The organism is Vibrio sp. A1-b2, assembly GCF_021726015.1.
Taxonomy (GTDB): Bacteria; Pseudomonadota; Gammaproteobacteria; order Enterobacterales; family Vibrionaceae; genus Vibrio; species Vibrio diazotrophicus.
In genome coordinates, this window is record NZ_JAKKCI010000017.1 from 29,564 (window position 1) to 49,126 (window position 19,563).

The following is a 19,563-nucleotide window of genomic DNA, read 5'->3' on the forward strand; positions in this document are numbered from 1 at the left end:
TCACGCCTTTTTGTTAAGAAATGGAAACCTCGTGTGTCACTACAAATTCCTTTCTTTAAGTAGAAAGTAAAGCTCTCATTGTGCTTAACAATGATACGGACGCGGGATGGAGCAGCTTGGTAGCTCGTCGGGCTCATAACCCGAAGGTCGTTGGTTCAAATCCAGCTCCCGCAACCAAATTTAGATTAAACGCAAAATGCGGTTAATCGTGCGACACTAGCTCAGTTGGTAGAGCGCAACCTTGCCAAGGTTGAGGTCACGAGTTCGAACCTCGTGTGTCGCTCCAGTTTCTTTCTTTCATTAGAAAGTAAAAGCCTTCATCGTGCTTAACGGTGATACAATACGGACGCGGGGTGGAGCAGCTTGGTAGCTCGTCGGGCTCATAACCCGAAGGTCGTCGGTTCAAATCCGGCCCCCGCAACCAATTTCAAAATATTAAAAGTAAACTGCGCTCGTTCGCAGATTTTTTTTCTTTTAATACTGCAATTATTTGGCAATCTGCCAATGCTCTTTCTATAATGCTGTGAAGCATAAGCCCCCTAATAAGAAATTCTCCTATTCCCATAGGCAGAATACCCCCAGATAAACGCAAATCATAAACTTGCCTCTTTATCCCTTTGATACTGTGTGTTCAGGCATTCTTTGTACTGTTCATTAACAGACTTATCCACAAATTTTGCATGTGGATAACTCAGTGAATAATTTGTTTTTTACAAGAAAAAATGCTTGAGTCAGTAGGATCTTTTGCGGTAATAGAGATTGAGTGAATAGTTGAATCTTTATTTAACTGTATGATTTTAATGACAATGTAATGTTCATGATGTTAATGTGGATAGTCAAAAAACGATCATTAACTGTATTTTCATTGATCCTAATCATTTCCTGCTAATGTGACTAACTTTTCTCAAATATAAAAATAGACGCGTCTTTGAAATTTTTTCCACATTGGTGCATTTTGAGAAGCGTATCAAAGAATATGCTTATTAATTGTGCGTAATCAGTCGTTATATTGGTTCACTACGCGTCTCTCGGAAGCCCTTTCTGCACTATACGAATGAGCCTTTGATGGCTCGTGACGGAGCTTGGCAGATTCGCCAATTGTTTTTCTATAGCCCAATTTAAGTGCACGTCTAAAGTCTCTGATTGGCCTTTAGCCTTTTCTAAAGCAGAAACAATTTGTTCCGAATAGGGTGCATTGCCTAGTGCAATGACTATATTTCTCTGCCATTGCAGATGGCCAATTCTTCGAATGGCAGAGCCTTCCATTTTTTGCAGAAAGGTTTTTTCATCCCATGCGAACAAACTCAATAAGTCTGGTGATTCAAAAGACTCCCTACGATGAAAGTCTTTTTGCTGTGTGAGATCGGAAAACCGATTCCAAGGACAAACGAGCTGACAGTCGTCACACCCATAAATACGATTTCCCATCGCTGTACGAAATTCTTCAGGAATGATGCCATCGAACTCTATGGTGAGATAGGAGATGCACTTCCTTGCGTCGACAATACCATCAGCGACAATCGCACCCGTTGGGCAAGAGGTGATGCAGGCTTTGCATTTGCCACATTCATTTTCCGAAGGTGTATCCACCGGCAGAGGAATATCTACCAATAGTTCACCAAGGAAAAACCAAGACCCCGCTTCTTTATCGAGAATAAGCGAATGCTTACCTGTCCAACCCAATCCTGCTTTTTGGGCAAGCGGGCGCTCCAGGATTGGTGCTGAGTCGACAAAAGGACGATAACTTAACTTTTCGACTTCCTTTTCTATCTTTTCACCGAGTTTTTTCAATTGGTTGCGAACTAATTTGTGATAGTCACGTCCAAGAGCATATCGGCTTATATAGGCTTGAGTCGGATCGGATAAGTTCGACGCGAATTGGGCTTTCGGAGGCAGATAGTTCATCCGTGCACTGATGACTCGGATTGTGCCGGGCAGAAGTTCTGCTGGACGAGCACGCATCATCCCGTGCCTTGCCATCCAATCCATCTCGCCATGATATCCGGCATCTAACCATTTTTGCAGAGCCGCTTCATGCTCATGAAGATCAATATCGCAGATGCCTACTTTCTCGAAGCCGAGTTCAGTAGCCCATTGTTTTATTTGATCAGTGAGTGCTTGATAGTTCATGGCGTAGTATGTACTAGGATTGTTAGCCTAAAAGGGAGCGGATCTTAACGGATCTCACCAAGTGGATCTAGCTCAAACTCGAACCACTCAAGGTAAAAAGATAGGATCTTCACGTTATTTAGCGAGTTCATACAGACATTTTTCTGTTTGCTTACACAAGAGATCTTGTCTCTCAATTCGATACCAGTTTACTATTCGGTTTCTATTGGTTTTTATATAGTCATTGGGATCAAACGATCCTGAGATGAATTTGAGAAAGTATTGAATGAGCACTAAGACGTTTATTTTAAAAGATGAGCAAGAGACGGTAAAACTTGGCACAGCCCTATCAAAGTTGTGTTCTCAGCAAACGACCCTCTATTTGCACGGAGATCTTGGTGCTGGAAAAACAACTTTTAGCCGTGGTTTTATTCGTGCTCTAGGCCATCAAGGTAATGTGAAAAGCCCAACCTATACACTGGTTGAGCCTTACCAATTGGCTGACTGGCAGGTTTATCACTTTGATCTTTACCGTTTAGCTGATCCTGAAGAATTAGAATTCATGGGGATCCGCGACTATTTTACTGCCGACGCTATTTGTTTGGTGGAGTGGCCAGAGAAAGGCCAAGGGCTATTGCCTACATCGGATATAGATATTGAAATTCGTTACGATGGTGAACAACGCCAAGCGTTGCTGACAGCCAATAATGATTATGGACGTACGTTACTGAGTCAGTTGGAGTTATGTTGATAGGATCGCGCCTGCGCCTTTTTGTAGTTTTTTTCACTTTAGCGATAGCATTCATCACTTCTAATGCGAGTGCCAATGTTCTAGAGGGGGTTCGTGTTTGGCCCTCTCCAGACGAAACTCGAGTGGTGATAGATGTTCAATCGGAAGTTAGTTTTACCTATTTCACTCTGACTAGCCCCGAAAGGCTAGTGATTGATCTTAAAAATACTTCATCAAAATCCAAGTTACCGATGAAGGTAACGGACAGTGATGTATTGACGAAGATTCGTGCCAGTTCTCCTCCAGATAAGGGCACTTATCGTCTGGTGTTTGAGTTAAAGAAAAAATCCCCAGCCAAACTATTCACATTAGCGCCGACTCCCGGCGGACAATATGGGCACCGTCTGGTCGTTGACCTACCTCATGATGATGCCTCTTCACAAGGCGGTTCGAGCTCTGGCTCTCCAACTCAGGTGAGCAGAGACGCCTCTCAGTTTTATGGCAATGCCAATATTGTCGTTGCTATTGACGCTGGACATGGTGGCGAAGACCCAGGTTCCATTGGTCCAACTCGCAAATACGAAAAGAATGCAACGCTGAGTATCTCAAAGAAGTTAGTTGACCAGTTGGATGCAGTTCCGGGAATTAAAGGTGTTCTCACTCGTCGCGGAGATTACTTCGTTAACCTCAATAAACGTTCAGAAATTGCTCGTAAGAATAAAGCCCATTTGTTGGTTTCGATTCACGCTGACGCATTTAGCTCGCCGAAACCGAGGGGAGCTTCTGTGTTTGTTCTCAATACACGTCGTGCGAATACGGAAATTGCCCGTTGGGTTGAGAATCATGAGCAGCAATCCGAGTTGCTTGGTGGTGCTGGGCAGGTATTAGCCAAGAACAACAGTGACCGAAACGTAAGCCAAACCTTATTGGATTTACAGTTTAGCCATTCGCAAAAAGAAGGCTACAAGGTGGCTACCAACATCCTGAGCGAAATGGGTAAAGTGGCACACTTGCACAAAGCGGATCCGGTCAATGCCAGTCTTGCTGTTCTGAAATCACCGGATATTCCTTCAGTTCTTGTGGAAACTGGGTTTATCTCTAACCCTACTGAAGAGCAGTTACTCTTCCAACGTAGCCATCAAGACAAACTGGCTCGTGCGCTAGCAAAGGCGATAACTCAATATTTTGAAGAGAACCCTCCAGAAGGGACACTTTTCGCGAATCGCAATAAGACTCAGAAATACAAAGTGCAGCGAGGCGACTCACTCTCTGCTATTGCCCACAAATACGGCACGAGCATTGAAGCGATTAAACGAACCAATAAATTAACCAGTAACAGTTTATCGGTTGGTCAGGTCATCACTATTCCGGGGGGTATTTCAAGCCCGATTCCGGTTCCTGTCGTGAGTAATCCGGTAGAAACCGAAACGATTACCCATACGGTCGCGAAAGGTGATTATTTGGGTAAGATCGCCAGTACTTACAAAGTTTCTGTGGCTGAGATTAAGCGTGAGAACAGTTTAAAATCTGACACTCTTAAACTAGGACAGAAATTGAGAATTACGGTGAGCCTGAAAGATAAGCCTTTACGCAAACATACAGTGAAAAGAGGCGAATACTTAGGCAAGATATCTAGCCAGTATGGCGTCGATGTTGATAGTGTCAGAAAAGCGAACAATTTACGCTCCGATCAGCTCGCCGTCGGACAAGTGCTCATTATTCCAAACAAGTAATCAAGATTATGACCATCCAAATATTACCCGCCCGTTTAGCAAACCAAATCGCTGCGGGCGAGGTAGTGGAAAGACCTGCATCAGTAGTGAAAGAGCTGGTGGAAAACAGTTTAGACTCTGGCGCTACACGTATCGATATCGATATCGAGAAGGGTGGCGCTAAGCTTATTCGTATCCGCGATAACGGTTGTGGAATAGCAAAAGAGGAACTTGGTTTGGCGTTGAGTCGCCATGCGACGTCAAAAATCCATACTTTGGATGATCTTGAAGCGATTATCAGCCTCGGGTTCCGAGGCGAAGCGCTGGCTAGTATCAGCTCTGTTTCTCGTTTAACGCTGACTTCGCGTCCTGCTACTCAAGAAGAAGCTTGGTCCGCTTATAGCGAAGGGCGCGAGATGGAAGTTAAGCTTCAACCAGCAGCGCATCCCATTGGTTCCACGGTTGAAGTTCTGGATTTGTTTTTCAACACTCCTGCTCGCCGAAAATTTCTGCGTACCGAGAAAACCGAATTTACTCACATTGATGAACTTCTGAAGCGCATTGCATTAAGTCGTTTTGATGTGACATTCAACCTGCGACACAACGGGAAAATGGTGCGTCAGTACCGAGCCGCCAAAACAGAAATTCAGGCGGAAAAACGCATCGCCGCAGTGTGTGGTAGCGCCTTTGTTCGTTCAATGCTGAAGATTGAGCTTGAGCATCAGGGCTTGCGTTTGCATGGTTGGATTACGACGCCTGAAGGTGCCCGTCAGCAAAGCGATATTCAGTATTGCTACGTCAACGGTCGCATGATGCGCGATAAGTTGATCAATCATGCTATTCGTCAAAGCTATGAAAGTAGTCTGCGTGCAGATCAATTCGCTACTTATGTGCTTTATATCGAAATCGATCCTCATCAGGTGGATGTCAATGTCCATCCAGCCAAACACGAAGTGCGATTCCATCAAGCTCGTTTAGTACATGATTTTATTTATCAAGCGTTAAGCAGCGCGTTGGCTGAGAGCCAGCATATTGATGCTCCAAGCATTAATGAGGGAGCGTTCCACTCTCCAGACGAATGGAATCATACGCAAGATAATCAAGAACCCGTCAAGCGGTCTGAAGAGGCTGCGGAAAGAGCTAGGCAAGCGGTCGAGAATTCACCGGCCTATCCAAGAAAGGCGAGTTCAGAACGGAGTTATTCACCACAGAATGATTCCTATCAGGTGCGAGAAAATGCGCAACGCAGTGAGTGGATGGTATCCGACAGAGCGAAGAGTAAATCGCCTCAGGAGAGAGTGGTTTCTAAATCGCCGAGCAAAGCTGAGGTTTATGCCTATCAGGAATTAATGAAAACACCTGAGCATACTGAAAAGCCAGCAACTGCACTGGTAAACAACGTGGATAACCACGAGCTTGAAATAACAGGTTCTTCACAATCTTCTCTCGAACCTGTGCTTATTGAGCAACTGGGCAAAGCGATCTCTATTGTTCAAGAACGATATTTGCTGATGAACTCCCCTAGTGGTTGTGTTCTGCTCTCACTGCACAAAGCTGAATGGTTCAAAGTGCTTGGACAACTGAGTGTTGAGCAAGGGGCGTTAAAAAGTCAGCCGCTGCTCGTCCCGTTATCACTGAAAATATCGTCACAAGAAGTTTCAGCCTTAGAGCATTATCAGGCGGTATTTGCTAGGTTTGGCATTGAGTTTCAGCGTCGCTCAGCACAAAGCGTCATGTTGATGGGAGTGCCTCAACCATTGCGTCAGCAAAACTTACAAAATTTAGTTCAAGATCTGTTATCTTACGCCGCTTCGAACTTAGCGCAGGCTGAAAGTGAGCTTGATACTCAAGTGCTCGCTCAGTGGTTAAGTGACCATGTGACAGTGAACAAATCCAGCTACACTTTGTCTGAAGCGATTCAGTTGATTGCTGAATTAGAGCAGTTATGGCAAGGCAAGTTGCCTTTGCATGATGCACATTTTGTTAAGCCTGTCGATTTTACAGCGACTATCCAAGCATTAAACATTTAAGCAAAACTCATGACCAAACAATTACCTTTAGCTCTGTTTCTTATGGGGCCAACCGCATCGGGCAAAACAGAGCTGGCAATACGCCTGCGCCAAAAGTACCCGATTGAAATCATCAGTGTCGATTCGGCTTTGATTTATAAAGGTATGGATATTGGTACAGCGAAGCCTGACGCTCGGGAGCAAGAACTTGCTCCGCATCGCTTAATTGATATTTTGGATCCGAGTGAATCTTATTCTGCTGCGGATTTTAGACGCGATGCACTAAAAGAAATGAACGACATCGTTGCAGAGGGCAAGATCCCACTGCTGGTGGGCGGCACAATGCTTTACTACAAAGCGCTGTTGGAAGGGTTATCGCCACTTCCGGCGGCGGATCCAGAAATTCGGCAACAGATTGAAAAAGAAGCGATCGAACTGGGTTGGGATGCTTTGCATGACCAGTTAAAAGCGATCGATCCGGTTTCTGCTGAGAGAATCCACCCAAATGATCCACAAAGATTGTCACGGGCATTGGAAGTTTATCGAATTTCAGGTAAAACTCTAACTGAGCTGACTAAAACGAAAGGAGAACCACTTCCATTTCGAGTTAAGCAGTTTGCAATAGCGCCCAAGGAAAGGGCAGAGCTCCATCGTCGAATTGAGCTAAGATTCGAAAAAATGGTTGAGAATGGATTTGAAGATGAAATGAAAGCACTCTATGCTCGAAAAGATCTTCATCCTGATCTGCCGTCGATTCGATGTGTTGGCTACAGACAGATGTGGGACTATTTAGATGGGAACTGTACTTTAGATGAAGCGATCTTTCGTGGAGTCTGTGCAACCCGTCAATTGGCCAAGCGCCAGATCACTTGGTTGCGCAGCTGGGATGATCTAACTTGGTTAGATAGTGAAAACATTGATCTTGCATTCGAAACAGTTTCAAATGCCATAGCGTTAGATTGATTTCGCTGTGTATAATGTGATCGCTTTTGCGTAATTTACCCTGTCAGGGATCGTTACTTGTTTTTGGTGTTTTTATCACCATATCTAGTAACAACGGGGTTTTATTCATTTAGCTCATAGGCATGGTCTGCACAGACTTTTAGTGCACCGCTAGCTAAATAACTACAACAAAATACAAATAAGGAAAATAAAATGGCTAAGGGGCAATCTCTACAAGACCCATTCTTAAATGCATTACGTCGCGAGCGTATTCCAGTGTCTATCTATCTGGTTAACGGCATTAAGCTACAAGGCCAAATTGAGTCTTTCGATCAATTTGTGATCCTACTGAAGAACACTGTTAACCAAATGGTTTACAAGCACGCAATTTCTACTGTGGTACCTGCTCGTCCAGTAAGTCACCACACTGCAGAGCGTTCTCCTTCAGATCGTCCTTCAGAGAAATCAGAAGATTAATAGTAACATAAAGCTATATTTATTAAGGAGTTGATAGCTTGTTTGACCGTTATGAAGCCGGTGAGCGAGCCGTACTTGTTCATATCAACTTCACGCAACAGGGTGAATGGGAAGATCTCAGCGAGTGTCAAATGCTGGTATCTTCTGCAGGAGTAGAGACACTTCAAGTTGTAACAGGAAGCCGTCAATCTCCTCACCCTAAATATTATGTTGGTGAAGGTAAAGCCCAAGAGATCGCACAAGCGGTTCAAGCGACAGAAGCAGATGTCGTGATCTTTAACCATTCTCTTTCTCCTGCCCAAGAACGTAACCTCGAACATCTTTGCCAGTGTCGTGTCATAGACAGAACGGGTTTGATCCTCGATATCTTTGCTCAACGCGCTCGTACCCACGAAGGTAAGTTGCAAGTTGAGTTAGCTCAGTTACGTCACATCTCGACTCGTTTGATTCGTGGTTGGACTCACTTGGAGCGTCAGAAAGGGGGTATCGGTTTACGTGGACCGGGTGAAACTCAGTTAGAGACCGACAGACGTTTACTGCGTGAACGTATTAAAGCGATTTTGCGCCGTTTAGATCGAGTAGCTAAGCAGCGTGAGCAAGGTAGGCGTGCTAGAACCCGTGCAGAGATACCTACGGTGTCATTGGTTGGTTATACCAACGCGGGTAAATCGACCCTATTTAACCGAATCACTGAAGCTGGGGTATATGCTGCAGACCAATTGTTTGCAACGCTGGACCCTACGCTTAGAAAAATTGAACTCAAGGATGTCGGCCCTGCAATCTTGGCTGATACTGTAGGGTTTATTCGTCATCTACCGCATGATTTGGTAGCGGCATTTAAGGCGACGTTACAAGAAACGCAAGAAGCTGACATTTTGTTACATGTTGTTGATGCCAGCGATGACCGTTTTCGTGAGAATATTCAAGCTGTAAATGATGTGTTACAGGAGATTGACGCTAACGAAGTGCCAACCCTGCTAGTCATGAACAAGATTGACAATCTAGACGTTCAAGAACCTCGCATTGAAAGAGATGATGAAGGTTTGCCGAGAACCGTATGGATTTCGGCGATGGATGGTTTAGGCATTGATCTGCTATTCCAAGCTCTGACAGAGCGTCTGGCTAGCCAAATAGTTGAATACAGATTGTGTGTTCCACCACAACATCAAGGTAGAATTCGCAGTACGTTCTTCCAAATGAAGTGCATTCAAGACGAAGAGTATGATTCTGATGGCAATTTGCTGATATCAATTCGTATGCAGCAAGTAGATTGGTCTAGACTAGAAAAAAGAGAAGAGGCAGTTTTACGTGACTTTATAGTTACTTAAAGGACTGCTAAAGTATAACGTCATATCAAATGATGGAGCTTTCTAATGGCGTGGAATGAGCCCGGAAATAACAACGGCAACAATGGCCGCGATAATGACCCTTGGGGTAATAACAATAATCGTGGTGACAAAGGCGGCCGTGAGCAAGGTCCGCCAGATTTGGACGAAGTATTTAACAAGCTAAGTCAAAAACTGGGCGGAAAATTTGGTAACAAAGGTGGAAGCGGTAAAGGACCTTCTTTCCCTGGTGGTGGTGCCATTGGTTTTGGTGTTATCGCAGTTATCGCTATTGCTATCTGGTTCTTTGCTGGTTTCTATACCATCAGCGAAGCTGAGCGCGGCGTGGTTTTACGACTAGGTAAATACGACCGTATTGTTGACCCAGGTCTGAACTGGCGTCCTCGCTTTATTGATGAAGTTACACCAGTAAACATTCAGGCAATCCGTTCAATGCGTGCATCAGGTCTTATGTTGACTAAAGATGAGAACGTTGTGACGGTAGCAATGGATGTTCAATACCGTGTTGCTGATCCGTTCAAGTATTTATACCGTGTGACCAATGCTGACGACAGCTTACGCCAAGCGACAGATTCAGCGCTACGTGCGGTTATTGGTGACTCATTGATGGATAGCATCCTGACAAGTGGCCGCCAACAGATTCGTCAAAGCACTCAAGAGACGCTAAATCAAGTCATTGATAGCTACGATATGGGCTTAATGATTGTTGACGTAAACTTCCAGTCTGCGCGTCCGCCAGAGCAAGTTAAAGATGCCTTTGACGATGCGATTGCGGCGCGTGAGGATGAAGAGCGTTTCATTCGTGAAGCCGAAGCTTACAAAAACGAAATTCTTCCTAAAGCGACTGGTCGTGCAGAACGTCTGAAAAAAGAAGCGTTGGGTTATAGTGAGCGAGTAGTTAACGAATCATTAGGTCAAGTTGCTCAGTTTGAAAAACTGTTACCTGAATACCAAGCGGCACCTGAAGTTACACGTAACCGTATGTATCTAGACACGATGGAAGAAGTGTACAGCAATACTTCTAAAGTGCTGATTGACTCTGAATCAAGCGGTAATCTGCTTTACTTGCCAATGGATAAGTTAGTAGGTCAACAAACAACGCCGACCAAACGTTCAGACAAGTCTTCAGCGACTTATGACCACATTGAGTTAGAGTCTCAACGTACAGCTACAGATAACGAGACCGATACTCAAAATCGTTCAACTACTTCACGTCAAGGGAGATACTAATTATGCGTAAGTTAATGATCCCTGTAGTGGTTGTTGTTCTTGCTTTGTTGTTGATGTCAGTATTCGTCATCCCGGAAGGTGAGCGTGGCTTTGTTATTCGCTTTGGCCGAGTAATGAAAGATGCTAACGATGCGGCGAAAATTTACGAACCTGGCCTACACATGAAAATGCCTTTGTTTGACCGTGTGAAATCTTTAGACGCACGTATTCAAACGATGGATGGCCGTTCTGACCGTTTCGTAACGTCAGAGAAAAAAGACGTAATTATCGATACTTATGTTAAGTGGCGTATCAAAGACTTCGGTCAATACTACTTAGCAACGGGTGGTGGTAATGCCCTGACTGCTGAAGCGTTACTTGAGCGTAAAGTGACTGACGTACTACGTTCTGAAATCGGTTCGCGCGAAATCAAGCAGATCGTTTCTGGTCCTCGCAACAAAGATGTATTACCAGACAGTGCAGATGCGGAAGTTGTAACAACTGAAGCGGCGAAGCAAGCGTTAGAAATTGATGGTCAGCGTGATCAGATCATGGAAAACGTGCTTAACGACACTCGTAAGAGTGCGATGAAAGACTTAGGTGTTGAAGTGGTTGACTTCCGTATGAAGAAAATCAACTTACCTGACGAAATCAGTGAGTCTATCTATCGTCGTATGCGTGCAGAACGTGAATCTGTTGCTCGTAAACACCGTTCTCAAGGTCGTGAGAAAGCGGAAGTTATCCGTGCTCAAGCAGAACTTGAAGTGGCGACTATTCTAGCCGAAGCAGATAAAACAGCGCGTGTTACTCGCGGTGAAGCTGACGCAAAAGCGGCGAAAATTTACTCTGAAGCGTATAACAAAGATCCTGAGTTCTTCAGTTTCGTACGTTCGTTAAAAGCTTATGAGAAATCGTTCAGCAATAAAGGCGACATTCTAGTGTTGGATCCGAAGAGTGACTTCTTCCAGTATATGAATAATGCAAAAGGCGCTGTTGCGAAATAACGCATTTAAAACTGACTAAAAAGGCTCCTTTGGGAGCCTTTCTTTATGGGAACAAATAATGTCGAATTCTCTTTGGATGGCACTGGGACTTGTGCTGGTGGTAGAAGGACTTGGCCCTTTAATTGCCCCCAACGGCTGGCGGCAAATGGTCGCTCAACTTAGTGAACAACCGGATAATCAACTTCGTCGCCTTGGTGGGTGCCTAGTGGTAGCGGGTGCCGTTATCGCGTATTACTTTGCTTAAAACCCATGATTTACCAGAGAGCGCTAGTAATGTGGAGGTGGTGGCTCTTTACTTGGATCCGCCATATTTGACGTTTCCATATTTTTCATTTTCCCAACGACATATTTCATTTGATCTTTCATTTTGTTGATCAATAACTGCTGCTGAGCAAGAGCTTCGTTTAACTCATCAATCGTCTGTTCTTGAAACGCGACTTTGCATTCCAAATCATCAATACGTTGCTGTAACTGTACTGTGTGTTGTTCTGTCATCGTAATACCCATATCGTCATGGTCTACAGTTGTTCGTTCTACAGGTTTAATTACTCATCTGCCAAGCTTGTGCTATGCCTGCGGAGGTACCTGATATGATTCGCTGCTTTGAATCGAAAGCGGCATCATACACTACTGCTCGCGGAGGGCGCGCATCTTTTCTCGGCTCAGCTTCAAAGCTATCCAGTTTATCGCCGGTTTTACTGTCCCAAACTTCTATTCGGCTTGATGGGGTTCCTGTGACTAACAAAGTTCCGTCATCAGAAAAGCGGGCAGTAGAAAATATTAATTGGCGAGAAAAGCTGTGTAACTGTGCTTGCTGAGCTCCACTTGGTAGTTGCCAGATAAAAGATTCATCTCCACCATCAGAAGTAAAAGCGAATTTACCATCACGTTGCAGAGCGACTCGATTGACTCTTTGTTGATGTTCAAAGGTGTGGATGATTTGTCCTGTTTTCGTGTCCCAAAAGTAAGCCTTATAGTCATTACCACCGGTGAGGGCATAGCGTCCGTTCGGTGAAAGAGCGACAGAATTGACTTTTTCTTGGTGTGCGAGGAACTCCATCCGTCTTCCGCTGACTAAATCGACGTAGATGGCTTTGCCATTAGACAGACCGAGTAAGACTTGTTGACCATCGCTGCTGATATCAATATCACGGATTAATCCATCGGATATGGACCACAGCCCTTTTGCTTGTGACCAAGCGAGATTCCAAACGGCAAAGTTAATTTGGCTAGCTGTAACGGCAAATTGTCCGTTATCCGAAATTCGAATACGTGATACGGTGTTTTGCTGAGGATCCTGAGCGCCGAGCTCCGCGAGTTGCTCGCGAGAGTTTAAATCCCAGAGAACCAATTGGTGTTCTTGAGAATAGATAAGAGCAAATCGGCCATCACGACTTAAGCCGAAGCTGGCAGAACCATTAGGTTCTAAATCCCAGCGCTCTAGCTCTTTTCCAGAGAAAAAGCAGCCGTTTAACGCAACGATGACAGTAAAACAGAGTGTGAGATGGTAAATTATCCGCATTAGGTCTAATTATCCGTAGAGACAATCTCAAAACATACCGCTATATTGGTACAACTTTTTGTTATGCACCAGTTAGATAACTGATTTTGTGCATGATACTGAAGCTTTACCAATAAAATAAGCTTTGCCAACAATTTGGAGAATTCAATGAAATCACTATTTAAAGTGTCACTGCTAGCTGCAACAGTCATTCTTGCAGTCGGCTGCCAGAAAGATGAAGCACCGAAAGCGGAAGCGACCCCGGCAGCACAAGAGCAAGCTCAGGCAGTCACTTTTAAAACGGACGATGATAAAGCGGCATACGCTATTGGTGTTTCTTTCGCTAACTACCTAAACACCAGCTTAGACAAGCCTCGTGAAATTGGTATCGAACTAAACAAAGATCTTGTACTTCAGGGTATTGAACACGTTTTTGCTGGCAAAGCAGAACTTACTGAAGAAGATACTCGCGCAGCACTAGAAGCGTTGGACAAACGTGTGGCTGAAACCATGCAAGCGAAAGCGGCTGAGAAAGCAGCAGCAAGCAAAGAAGCGGGCGATAAGTTCCGCTCTGAGTTTGAAGCGCAAGAAGGTGTGAAGAAAACTGAATCTGGGCTACTTTACCAAGTGATCACACCAGCAGAAGGTGAACAGCCAAAAGAAACCGATACTGTTCAAGTGCACTACAAAGGTACTTTGACGGACGGTACTCAGTTCGACAGTTCATACGATCGTGGTGAGCCAGCAACATTCCCTCTAAACCGAGTTATTCCGGGTTGGACAGAAGGTGTTCAGTTGATGCCTGTTGGGTCAAAATTCAAGTTCGTTATTCCGCCTGAGCTGGCATATGGCGAACAAGACACGCCAACAATTCCAGCGAACTCAACACTTGTATTTGAAGTTGAGTTACTGAAAATTGATAACGGTGACGCTGCGGCTCAATAAGTTATCTTTAATCGTTGATAAAGGCCTGACTTGTTCAGGTCTTTTTTCTTTCAGTGAGTTTGAGCACATAATTTGTCTCAAATCACTTGTTAGTGATATAGCTAAGCATTCAAATAAAATTTTCTGATAGACTTACAACAATTTGTTGATTTTGCGTTTTAAGGTCAAAGTACAGTGACAACAACAGAAACATTTAATAATGCAGACATGCTGCTCGAAATGGAATCCGTGCACGTGAAACCATTCACTGAGCACGACAAGGTGATTTTGCGCTCTTATGAAGCTGTTGTAGATGGTATCGCCAGCTTGATTGGTCCTTTTTGTGAGATTGTTTTGCACTCATTAGAAGATTTAAATACCTCTGCAATTAAAATCGCCAATGGTGAAAACACAGGTCGACAAGTCGGCTCACCGATCACCGACCTTGCGCTTAAGATGCTGAGAGATATTGAAGGTTCAGAACGCAACTTTTCTCGTTCTTACTTTACCCGCGCTAAGGGTGGCGTATTGATGAAATCCATTACGGTTGCGATTCGTAATGGTGAGAATCGTGTTATTGGTTTGCTGTGTATTAACGTCAACCTTGATGCTCCATTCTCTCAAGTTCTTCAATCGTTTATGCCAACTCAAGAAGCGCAAGATGCTGCATCTTCAGTTAACTTCGCTAGCGATGTCGAAGAGCTGGTAGACCAAACGGTTGAACGCACGATTGAAGAAATCAACACGGATAAAACCGTGTCGAATAACACTAAGAACCGTCAGATCGTTATGGCGCTGTTCGATAAAGGTATCTTCGATATTAAAGATGCGATTAACCGCGTTGCGGACCGTCTGAATATTTCTAAGCACACTGTTTATTTGTATATCCGTCAGCGTAAAACAGAGGATGATGAAGCGTGAGTTCGAACCACACTTCGTTAACTTATACCTTAGTGGTCAACGGGTCTGTATACGGAACTCAATCGGCGCGTAACGCTTATTTGTTTGCCGAGGCATTGATAGAAAAAGGGCACCAGCTAAAAAGTGTCTTTTTCTATCAAGACGGTGTATTTAATGCTTCATCGCTGACAGTTCCCGCCAACGATGAGTTTGACCTGGTGAAAGCTTGGCAATCGCTGGCGACTAAACATCAGGTTCGTTTGGAAACGTGTGTGGCTGCAGCGTTGCGTCGTGGTGTGATTGGCAAAGATGAAGCGAGTCAGCATCAATTACCTTCGGATAACCTTGCAGAGCACTTTGAGCAATCTGGGCTGGGTAGTCTAGCCGAAGCGTTGCTTAGTCAGGATAGAGTGATTCAGTTTTGAAAAAAATCGCCTTTATTTTCCATACTCCTCCTCATGCTACATCTTCCGCACGTGAAGGGTTAGACGCTATTTTAGCTGCGTCTGCCTATTCAGAAGATCTGGCCATTTTTTTCGTCGGAGAAGGGGTACTGCAACTCCTCAAGGCTCAGGAACCGTCTCAAGTATTGAGTCGCGATTACATTAGCGCTTATAAACTGCTTGATTTATATGATATTGAGCAGCGTTATATTTGCTCTCAAAGCCTACAAGACTGGGGGCTTGAACTGAGCGACTTAGTTATCGAGGGAGAAGTTCTTTCCCCACAGCAAATCGCAGCTCATTGGAATGAGTTCGACCAACTTTTAACTTTCTGAGGGGCTCACGTGCTACACATCGTAAAATCTTTGGAAAAACTGAAGCTTGTGTCTCGTTATCTGCAACAAGAAGATGCTTTATTGCTGGTGGAAAATGCCGTTTACGCAACCAGTGGGCATTGTGAGTATTTCAAGCAAATTGCACAGGCAAATCTGGTATTTGTTTTGGAAGAGGATCTTCTGGCGAGAGGGTGGTCGAAAAAAACGGCGGAAAACATTCAAATTATCAATAAATTCGAGTTTGTTGAGCTGACGATAAGTCACGCAAAATCAATATCTTGGTAGCTACTCATCTCTTTATCAATTTTCTCTCATTTTTATCCTCAGCAATGGGCTAAAAAAAGATCTGTATATTTCTTGACACACATCCCACTGCTGCATAGAATTTTGCGTCCCTATTTACGCATTGTGAGTAGGGATAGATTTTTCACAAAGCTAATTTCAGCAAATCAGGAGCTAGTTAATGGCAACTATTAACCAGTTGGTACGTAAGCCTCGTGTAAAGCAAGTTGTTAAAAGCAACGTGCCTGCACTAGAAGCGTGCCCACAAAAACGTGGTGTATGTACTCGTGTTTACACTACTACACCTAAAAAACCTAACTCAGCACTTCGTAAAGTTTGTCGTGTACGTCTAACAAACGGCTTCGAAGTGACTTCGTACATCGGCGGTGAAGGCCACAACCTTCAAGAGCACTCAGTTGTTCTAATCCGTGGTGGTCGTGTTAAAGACCTTCCAGGTGTGCGTTACCACACTGTTCGCGGTGCACTTGACTGTGCTGGCGTGAACGACCGTAAACAGGCTCGTTCTAAGTACGGTGTGAAGCGTCCTAAGTCTTAATGGATCCCCGTTAAGTAAGGCCAAACACTAAATTATTTTTAATTTTTGAAGAAACTGAAAAGTTTTGGATAACCTGAAAAAGACAACGGAGAAAATCCATGCCACGTCGTCGCGTTATTGGTCAGCGTAAGATCCTTCCAGATCCAAAGTTCAAATCTGAACTGCTGGCAAAATTCGTTAACATTCTTATGGTTGACGGTAAAAAATCTACTGCAGAGAAAATTGTTTACACTGCACTAGACACTATGGCTGAGAAATCTGGTAAAGATCACTTAGCTGTATTTGAAGAAGCTCTTGAAAATGTACGCCCAGCGGTAGAAGTTAAGTCTCGCCGTGTTGGTGGTTCAACTTACCAAGTACCAGTAGAAGTACGTCCGGTTCGCCGTAACGCACTTGCTATGCGTTGGTTAGTTGAAGCTGCGCGCAAGCGTGGTGAAAAATCTATGGCTGCTCGCCTAGCTGCTGAAATGCTAGACGCGTCAGAAAACAAAGGTACAGCTGTTAAGAAACGTGAAGACGTTCACCGTATGGCTGAAGCGAACAAAGCGTTTGCTCATTACCGTTGGTAATACCTTTTCAGTGCTGCAAGGTTCCTTGCAGCACTTCTTTAGTTCCTATGCTTATGCTAGGAACTATTGCTATATCTAGAGGACAGTATTTTTCTCGAAGATAGTTTTTTAGCTGAGAATCGTTTTTAGCTATAGCAATAGTCCCTATCTCTAATAAGAGGATTCAATCGTGGCTCGCAAAACTCCTATTGAGCGCTACCGTAACATCGGTATCTGTGCTCACGTAGATGCAGGTAAAACTACCACTACTGAGCGTATTCTGTTCTACACTGGCCTTTCTCACAAAATCGGCGAAGTTCACGATGGTGCCGCAACCATGGACTGGATGGAGCAGGAGCAGGAACGTGGTATCACTATCACTTCAGCTGCGACTACGACTTTCTGGCGTGGTATGGAAGCACAGTTTCAAGATCATCGCATCAACATCATTGATACCCCAGGACACGTAGACTTTACTATTGAAGTAGAGCGTTCACTGCGTGTACTTGATGGTGCAGTGGTTGTGTTCTGTGGAGCATCAGGCGTTGAACCTCAGTCTGAAACTGTATGGCGTCAAGCAAACAAATACCACGTACCACGTATTGTATTTGTAAACAAAATGGACCGTGCAGGCGCAGACTTCTTACGTGTTGTAGACCAAATTAAACATCGTCTTGGTGCAACTCCGGTTCCAATCCAACTAAACATTGGTGCAGAAGAAGAGTTTAAAGGTGTTATCGACCTTATCAAGATGAAAGCAATCAACTGGAATGAAGCCGATCAAGGCATGACGTTTACATACGAAGACATTCCGGCTGACATGCAAGAACTTGCTGAAGAATGGCGCAGCCACTTGGTTGAAACTGCCGCTGAAGCAAGCGAAGAATTGATGGAAAAATACCTTGATGATGGCGAGTTAACTGAAGCTGAAATCAAACAAGCGTTACGTCAACGTACACTGAATAACGAAATCGTGCTTGCTACTTGTGGTAGTGCGTTCAAAAACAAAGGTGTGCAAGCGGTTCTGGATGCGGTGATTGAATATCTACCTGCACCTATTGACGTACCTTCAATCAAAGGTATCGATGAAAACGACAACGAAGTTGAGCGTCATGCTGACGACAACGAACCGTTTTCAGCATTAGCATTTAAGATTGCGACTGACCCATTTGTAGGTTCTCTAACCTTCATGCGCGTTTACTCTGGTGTTGTGAATTCAGGCGATGCAGTTTACAACTCAGTAAAACAAAAGCGTGAGCGTTTTGGTCGTATCGTGCAAATGCACGCTAACAAGCGTGAAGAAGTTAAAGAAGTTCGTGCAGGCGATATCGCTGCGGCTATCGGTCTGAAAGATGTAACGACAGGTGATACTCTGTGCGACCAAAATCACAAAGTGATTTTGGAGCGTATGGAATTCCCTGAACCTGTTATTCAGATCGCCGTAGAGCCTCGTTCTCAAGCTGACCAAGAGAAAATGGCAATCGCGCTAGGTAAACTAGCAGCAGAAGACCCATCTTTCCGCGTTGAAACAGACCAAGAAACGGGTCAAACGCTTATCTCTGGTATGGGCGAACTTCACCTAGACATCATCGTTGATCGTATGAAACGCGAATTCAACGTTGACTGCAACGTGGGTAAACCTCAGGTTGCTTACCGTGAAACCATTCGTGGTAAATCGGAAGTTGAAGGCAAATTTGTTCGTCAGTCTGGCGGTCGTGGTCAATACGGTCACGTTTGGCTGAAGATTGAACCTGCTGAAGTAGGTCAGGGCTTTGTCTTCGTTGATGAGATCGTTGGTGGTGCAATTCCTAAGGAATTCATTAGCCCGGTAGCGAAAGGTATCGAGGAGCAAATGAACAACGGTGTGTTAGCTGGCTATCCTGTATTGGATGTTAAGGCAACACTATTCGATGGTTCATTCCACGATGTCGACTCAAGTGAGATGGCGTTTAAAATCGCTGGCTCAATGGCATTCAAGAAAGGTGCGCTCGAAGCAAACCCAGTCATTCTTGAACCGCTAATGAAAGTTGAAGTAACCACTCCAGAAGATTGGATGGGTGATGTTGTTGGTGACATAAACCGTCGTCGCGGCATGATCGAAGGTATGGATGATGGCCTTGCTGGTCTGAAAATTATCCATGCTAAGGTACCTCTATCTGAGATGTTTGGTTACGCAACGGACCTACGTTCTGCGACCCAAGGACGTGCTTCTTACTCTATGGAGTTTGCTGAGTACTCTGAGGTTCCTAAAAATATTGCAGAAGCAATTATTGCGGAACGCGGTTAACGTTATTTGATTAATAACGAATCTATTGCGCTGACGAGCGTTGGCGCATAAAATAGCAATTTCTGGCGCGCCTTGAGTGTACGTGACTTAAGGTGAATCATAACTAGGAAGGAACACGATCGTGTCTAAAGAAAAATTTGAACGTACGAAACCGCACGTAAACGTTGGTACTATCGGCCACGTTGACCACGGTAAAACAACTCTAACAGCAGCTATCTGTACTACTCTATCAAAAGTATACGGTGGTTC

Annotated in this window: 21 protein-coding genes and 3 tRNA genes; 21 read left to right on the forward strand and 3 right to left on the reverse strand. The window is 44.4% G+C overall.

Annotated features, from left to right (window positions below; all coding sequences use genetic code 11):
* Window positions 1-100 precede the first annotated feature (100 nt).
* The 3 genes from L3V23_RS20730 (at window position 101) to L3V23_RS20740 (ending at window position 424) form a co-directional block, all read left to right on the forward strand.
* Window positions 101-177: transfer RNA gene (locus L3V23_RS20730), tRNA-Met, on the forward strand.
* Window positions 178-210: 33 nt separating this feature from the next.
* A tRNA-Gly gene (locus L3V23_RS20735) sits at window positions 211-286 on the forward strand.
* A 61-nt stretch (window positions 287-347) separates the two neighbouring features.
* Window positions 348-424 (forward strand) — tRNA-Met (locus L3V23_RS20740).
* 593 nt (window positions 425-1,017) lie between these two features.
* On the opposite strand, the gene queG is transcribed toward L3V23_RS20740, so the two are convergent.
* A complete protein-coding gene (queG, locus tag L3V23_RS20745) occupies window positions 1,018-2,130 on the reverse strand; it encodes a tRNA epoxyqueuosine(34) reductase QueG (protein ID WP_237292932.1) in 1,113 nt (370 codons plus the stop codon).
* A gap of 265 nt (window positions 2,131-2,395) precedes the next feature.
* On the opposite strand from queG, the gene tsaE reads away from it, so the two are divergent.
* The 9 genes from tsaE (at window position 2,396) to L3V23_RS20790 (ending at window position 11,782) form a co-directional block, all read left to right on the forward strand.
* The gene (tsaE, locus tag L3V23_RS20750) at window positions 2,396-2,860 is read left to right on the forward strand and encodes a tRNA (adenosine(37)-N6)-threonylcarbamoyltransferase complex ATPase subunit type 1 TsaE (RefSeq protein WP_042490231.1); all 465 of its coding nucleotides are present in this window, start codon (window positions 2,396-2,398) and stop codon (window positions 2,858-2,860) included.
* Window positions 2,854-4,572, forward strand: a complete 1,719-nt coding sequence (locus L3V23_RS20755; RefSeq protein ID WP_237292935.1) for an N-acetylmuramoyl-L-alanine amidase — start codon at window positions 2,854-2,856, stop codon at window positions 4,570-4,572. The genes tsaE and L3V23_RS20755 overlap by 7 nt, the downstream gene beginning before the upstream one ends.
* 8 nt (window positions 4,573-4,580) lie before the next feature.
* A complete protein-coding gene (mutL, locus tag L3V23_RS20760) occupies window positions 4,581-6,581 on the forward strand; it encodes a DNA mismatch repair endonuclease MutL (RefSeq protein ID WP_237292938.1) in 2,001 nt (666 codons plus the stop codon).
* A 9-nt stretch (window positions 6,582-6,590) separates the two neighbouring features.
* A complete protein-coding gene (miaA, locus tag L3V23_RS20765) occupies window positions 6,591-7,523 on the forward strand; it encodes a tRNA (adenosine(37)-N6)-dimethylallyltransferase MiaA (RefSeq protein WP_042490234.1) in 933 nt (310 codons plus the stop codon).
* A 192-nt stretch (window positions 7,524-7,715) separates the two neighbouring features.
* Window positions 7,716-7,979: an RNA chaperone Hfq gene (hfq, locus tag L3V23_RS20770; RefSeq protein WP_042490235.1), complete on the forward strand. Its 264-nt coding sequence runs from the start codon at window positions 7,716-7,718 to the stop codon at window positions 7,977-7,979.
* Window positions 7,980-8,017: 38 nt separating this feature from the next.
* On the forward strand, window positions 8,018-9,307 hold the full coding sequence (hflX, locus tag L3V23_RS20775) for a ribosome rescue GTPase HflX (protein ID WP_042490237.1): 1,290 nt from the start codon (window positions 8,018-8,020) through the stop codon (window positions 9,305-9,307).
* A 45-nt stretch (window positions 9,308-9,352) separates the two neighbouring features.
* Entirely contained in the window at window positions 9,353-10,555 is a 1,203-nt protein-coding gene (hflK, locus tag L3V23_RS20780) for an FtsH protease activity modulator HflK (protein WP_102967330.1), read from the forward strand.
* 2 nt (window positions 10,556-10,557) lie between these two features.
* Window positions 10,558-11,538 carry a protease modulator HflC gene (gene hflC / locus L3V23_RS20785; RefSeq protein WP_042490241.1) on the forward strand — a complete coding sequence of 327 codons (981 nt, stop codon included), beginning with the start codon at window positions 10,558-10,560 and terminating at the stop codon, window positions 11,536-11,538.
* Window positions 11,539-11,596: 58 nt separating this feature from the next.
* A complete protein-coding gene (locus L3V23_RS20790; RefSeq protein ID WP_102955671.1) occupies window positions 11,597-11,782 on the forward strand; it encodes a DUF2065 domain-containing protein in 186 nt (61 codons plus the stop codon).
* 23 nt (window positions 11,783-11,805) lie between these two features.
* On the opposite strand, the gene L3V23_RS20795 is transcribed toward L3V23_RS20790, so the two are convergent.
* Together L3V23_RS20795 and L3V23_RS20800 are read right to left on the reverse strand one after the other, a co-directional pair.
* Window positions 11,806-12,033 (reverse strand): SlyX family protein, encoded by a 228-nt coding sequence (locus L3V23_RS20795; RefSeq protein ID WP_042490246.1) that lies wholly within the window; start codon window positions 12,031-12,033, stop codon window positions 11,806-11,808.
* A 46-nt stretch (window positions 12,034-12,079) separates the two neighbouring features.
* Entirely contained in the window at window positions 12,080-13,060 is a 981-nt protein-coding gene (locus tag L3V23_RS20800) for a hypothetical protein (RefSeq protein WP_102967331.1), read from the reverse strand.
* Window positions 13,061-13,207: 147 nt separating this feature from the next.
* Between L3V23_RS20800 and fkpA the strand changes: the two genes are divergently transcribed.
* The 9 genes from fkpA to L3V23_RS20845 all read left to right on the forward strand — a co-directional run.
* The gene (gene fkpA / locus L3V23_RS20805; RefSeq protein WP_102967332.1) at window positions 13,208-13,984 is read left to right on the forward strand and encodes an FKBP-type peptidyl-prolyl cis-trans isomerase; all 777 of its coding nucleotides are present in this window, start codon (window positions 13,208-13,210) and stop codon (window positions 13,982-13,984) included.
* 174 nt (window positions 13,985-14,158) lie between these two features.
* A complete protein-coding gene (locus L3V23_RS20810) occupies window positions 14,159-14,884 on the forward strand; it encodes a transcriptional regulator (protein WP_042490253.1) in 726 nt (241 codons plus the stop codon).
* Window positions 14,881-15,288 carry a sulfurtransferase complex subunit TusD gene (gene tusD / locus L3V23_RS20815; protein WP_102967333.1) on the forward strand — a complete coding sequence of 136 codons (408 nt, stop codon included), beginning with the start codon at window positions 14,881-14,883 and terminating at the stop codon, window positions 15,286-15,288. Before L3V23_RS20810 ends, tusD begins: the two co-directional genes overlap by 4 nt.
* Window positions 15,285-15,641 (forward strand): sulfurtransferase complex subunit TusC, encoded by a 357-nt coding sequence (gene tusC / locus L3V23_RS20820; RefSeq protein WP_102967334.1) that lies wholly within the window; start codon window positions 15,285-15,287, stop codon window positions 15,639-15,641. The genes tusD and tusC overlap by 4 nt, the downstream gene beginning before the upstream one ends.
* 9 nt (window positions 15,642-15,650) lie before the next feature.
* Window positions 15,651-15,926: a sulfurtransferase complex subunit TusB gene (tusB, locus tag L3V23_RS20825; protein WP_102967335.1), complete on the forward strand. Its 276-nt coding sequence runs from the start codon at window positions 15,651-15,653 to the stop codon at window positions 15,924-15,926.
* A gap of 178 nt (window positions 15,927-16,104) precedes the next feature.
* Window positions 16,105-16,479: a 30S ribosomal protein S12 gene (rpsL, locus tag L3V23_RS20830; protein ID WP_042490261.1), complete on the forward strand. Its 375-nt coding sequence runs from the start codon at window positions 16,105-16,107 to the stop codon at window positions 16,477-16,479.
* Between the two features lie 98 nt (window positions 16,480-16,577).
* Window positions 16,578-17,048 (forward strand): 30S ribosomal protein S7, encoded by a 471-nt coding sequence (gene rpsG, locus L3V23_RS20835; RefSeq protein WP_042490263.1) that lies wholly within the window; start codon window positions 16,578-16,580, stop codon window positions 17,046-17,048.
* A gap of 169 nt (window positions 17,049-17,217) precedes the next feature.
* Window positions 17,218-19,314: an elongation factor G gene (fusA, locus tag L3V23_RS20840; RefSeq protein ID WP_042490266.1), complete on the forward strand. Its 2,097-nt coding sequence runs from the start codon at window positions 17,218-17,220 to the stop codon at window positions 19,312-19,314.
* 121 nt (window positions 19,315-19,435) lie between these two features.
* Window positions 19,436-19,563 (forward strand): GTP-binding protein (locus L3V23_RS20845; protein WP_237292940.1); only part of this gene is annotated, 128 nt, incomplete at its 3' end.

What these genes read in the sequence shown, in the direction of transcription:
- queG (WP_237292932.1), bottom strand. Translation starts at nt 2,130, where the DNA reads ATGAACTATCAAGCACTCACTGATCAAATAAAACAATGGGCTACTGAA.
- tsaE (WP_042490231.1), top strand. Translation starts at nt 2,396, where the DNA reads ATGAGCACTAAGACGTTTATTTTAAAAGATGAGCAAGAGACGGTAAAA.
- L3V23_RS20755 (WP_237292935.1), top strand. Translation starts at nt 2,854, where the DNA reads ATGTTGATAGGATCGCGCCTGCGCCTTTTTGTAGTTTTTTTCACTTTA.
- mutL (WP_237292938.1), top strand. Translation starts at nt 4,581, where the DNA reads ATGACCATCCAAATATTACCCGCCCGTTTAGCAAACCAAATCGCTGCG.
- miaA (WP_042490234.1), top strand. Translation starts at nt 6,591, where the DNA reads ATGACCAAACAATTACCTTTAGCTCTGTTTCTTATGGGGCCAACCGCA.
- hfq (WP_042490235.1), top strand. Translation starts at nt 7,716, where the DNA reads ATGGCTAAGGGGCAATCTCTACAAGACCCATTCTTAAATGCATTACGT.
- hflK (WP_102967330.1), top strand. Translation starts at nt 9,353, where the DNA reads ATGGCGTGGAATGAGCCCGGAAATAACAACGGCAACAATGGCCGCGAT.
- hflC (WP_042490241.1), top strand. Translation starts at nt 10,558, where the DNA reads ATGCGTAAGTTAATGATCCCTGTAGTGGTTGTTGTTCTTGCTTTGTTG.
- L3V23_RS20790 (WP_102955671.1), top strand. Translation starts at nt 11,597, where the DNA reads ATGTCGAATTCTCTTTGGATGGCACTGGGACTTGTGCTGGTGGTAGAA.
- L3V23_RS20795 (WP_042490246.1), bottom strand. Translation starts at nt 12,033, where the DNA reads ATGACAGAACAACACACAGTACAGTTACAGCAACGTATTGATGATTTG.
- L3V23_RS20800 (WP_102967331.1), bottom strand. Translation starts at nt 13,060, where the DNA reads ATGCGGATAATTTACCATCTCACACTCTGTTTTACTGTCATCGTTGCG.
- fkpA (WP_102967332.1), top strand. Translation starts at nt 13,208, where the DNA reads ATGAAATCACTATTTAAAGTGTCACTGCTAGCTGCAACAGTCATTCTT.
- rpsL (WP_042490261.1), top strand. Translation starts at nt 16,105, where the DNA reads ATGGCAACTATTAACCAGTTGGTACGTAAGCCTCGTGTAAAGCAAGTT.
- rpsG (WP_042490263.1), top strand. Translation starts at nt 16,578, where the DNA reads ATGCCACGTCGTCGCGTTATTGGTCAGCGTAAGATCCTTCCAGATCCA.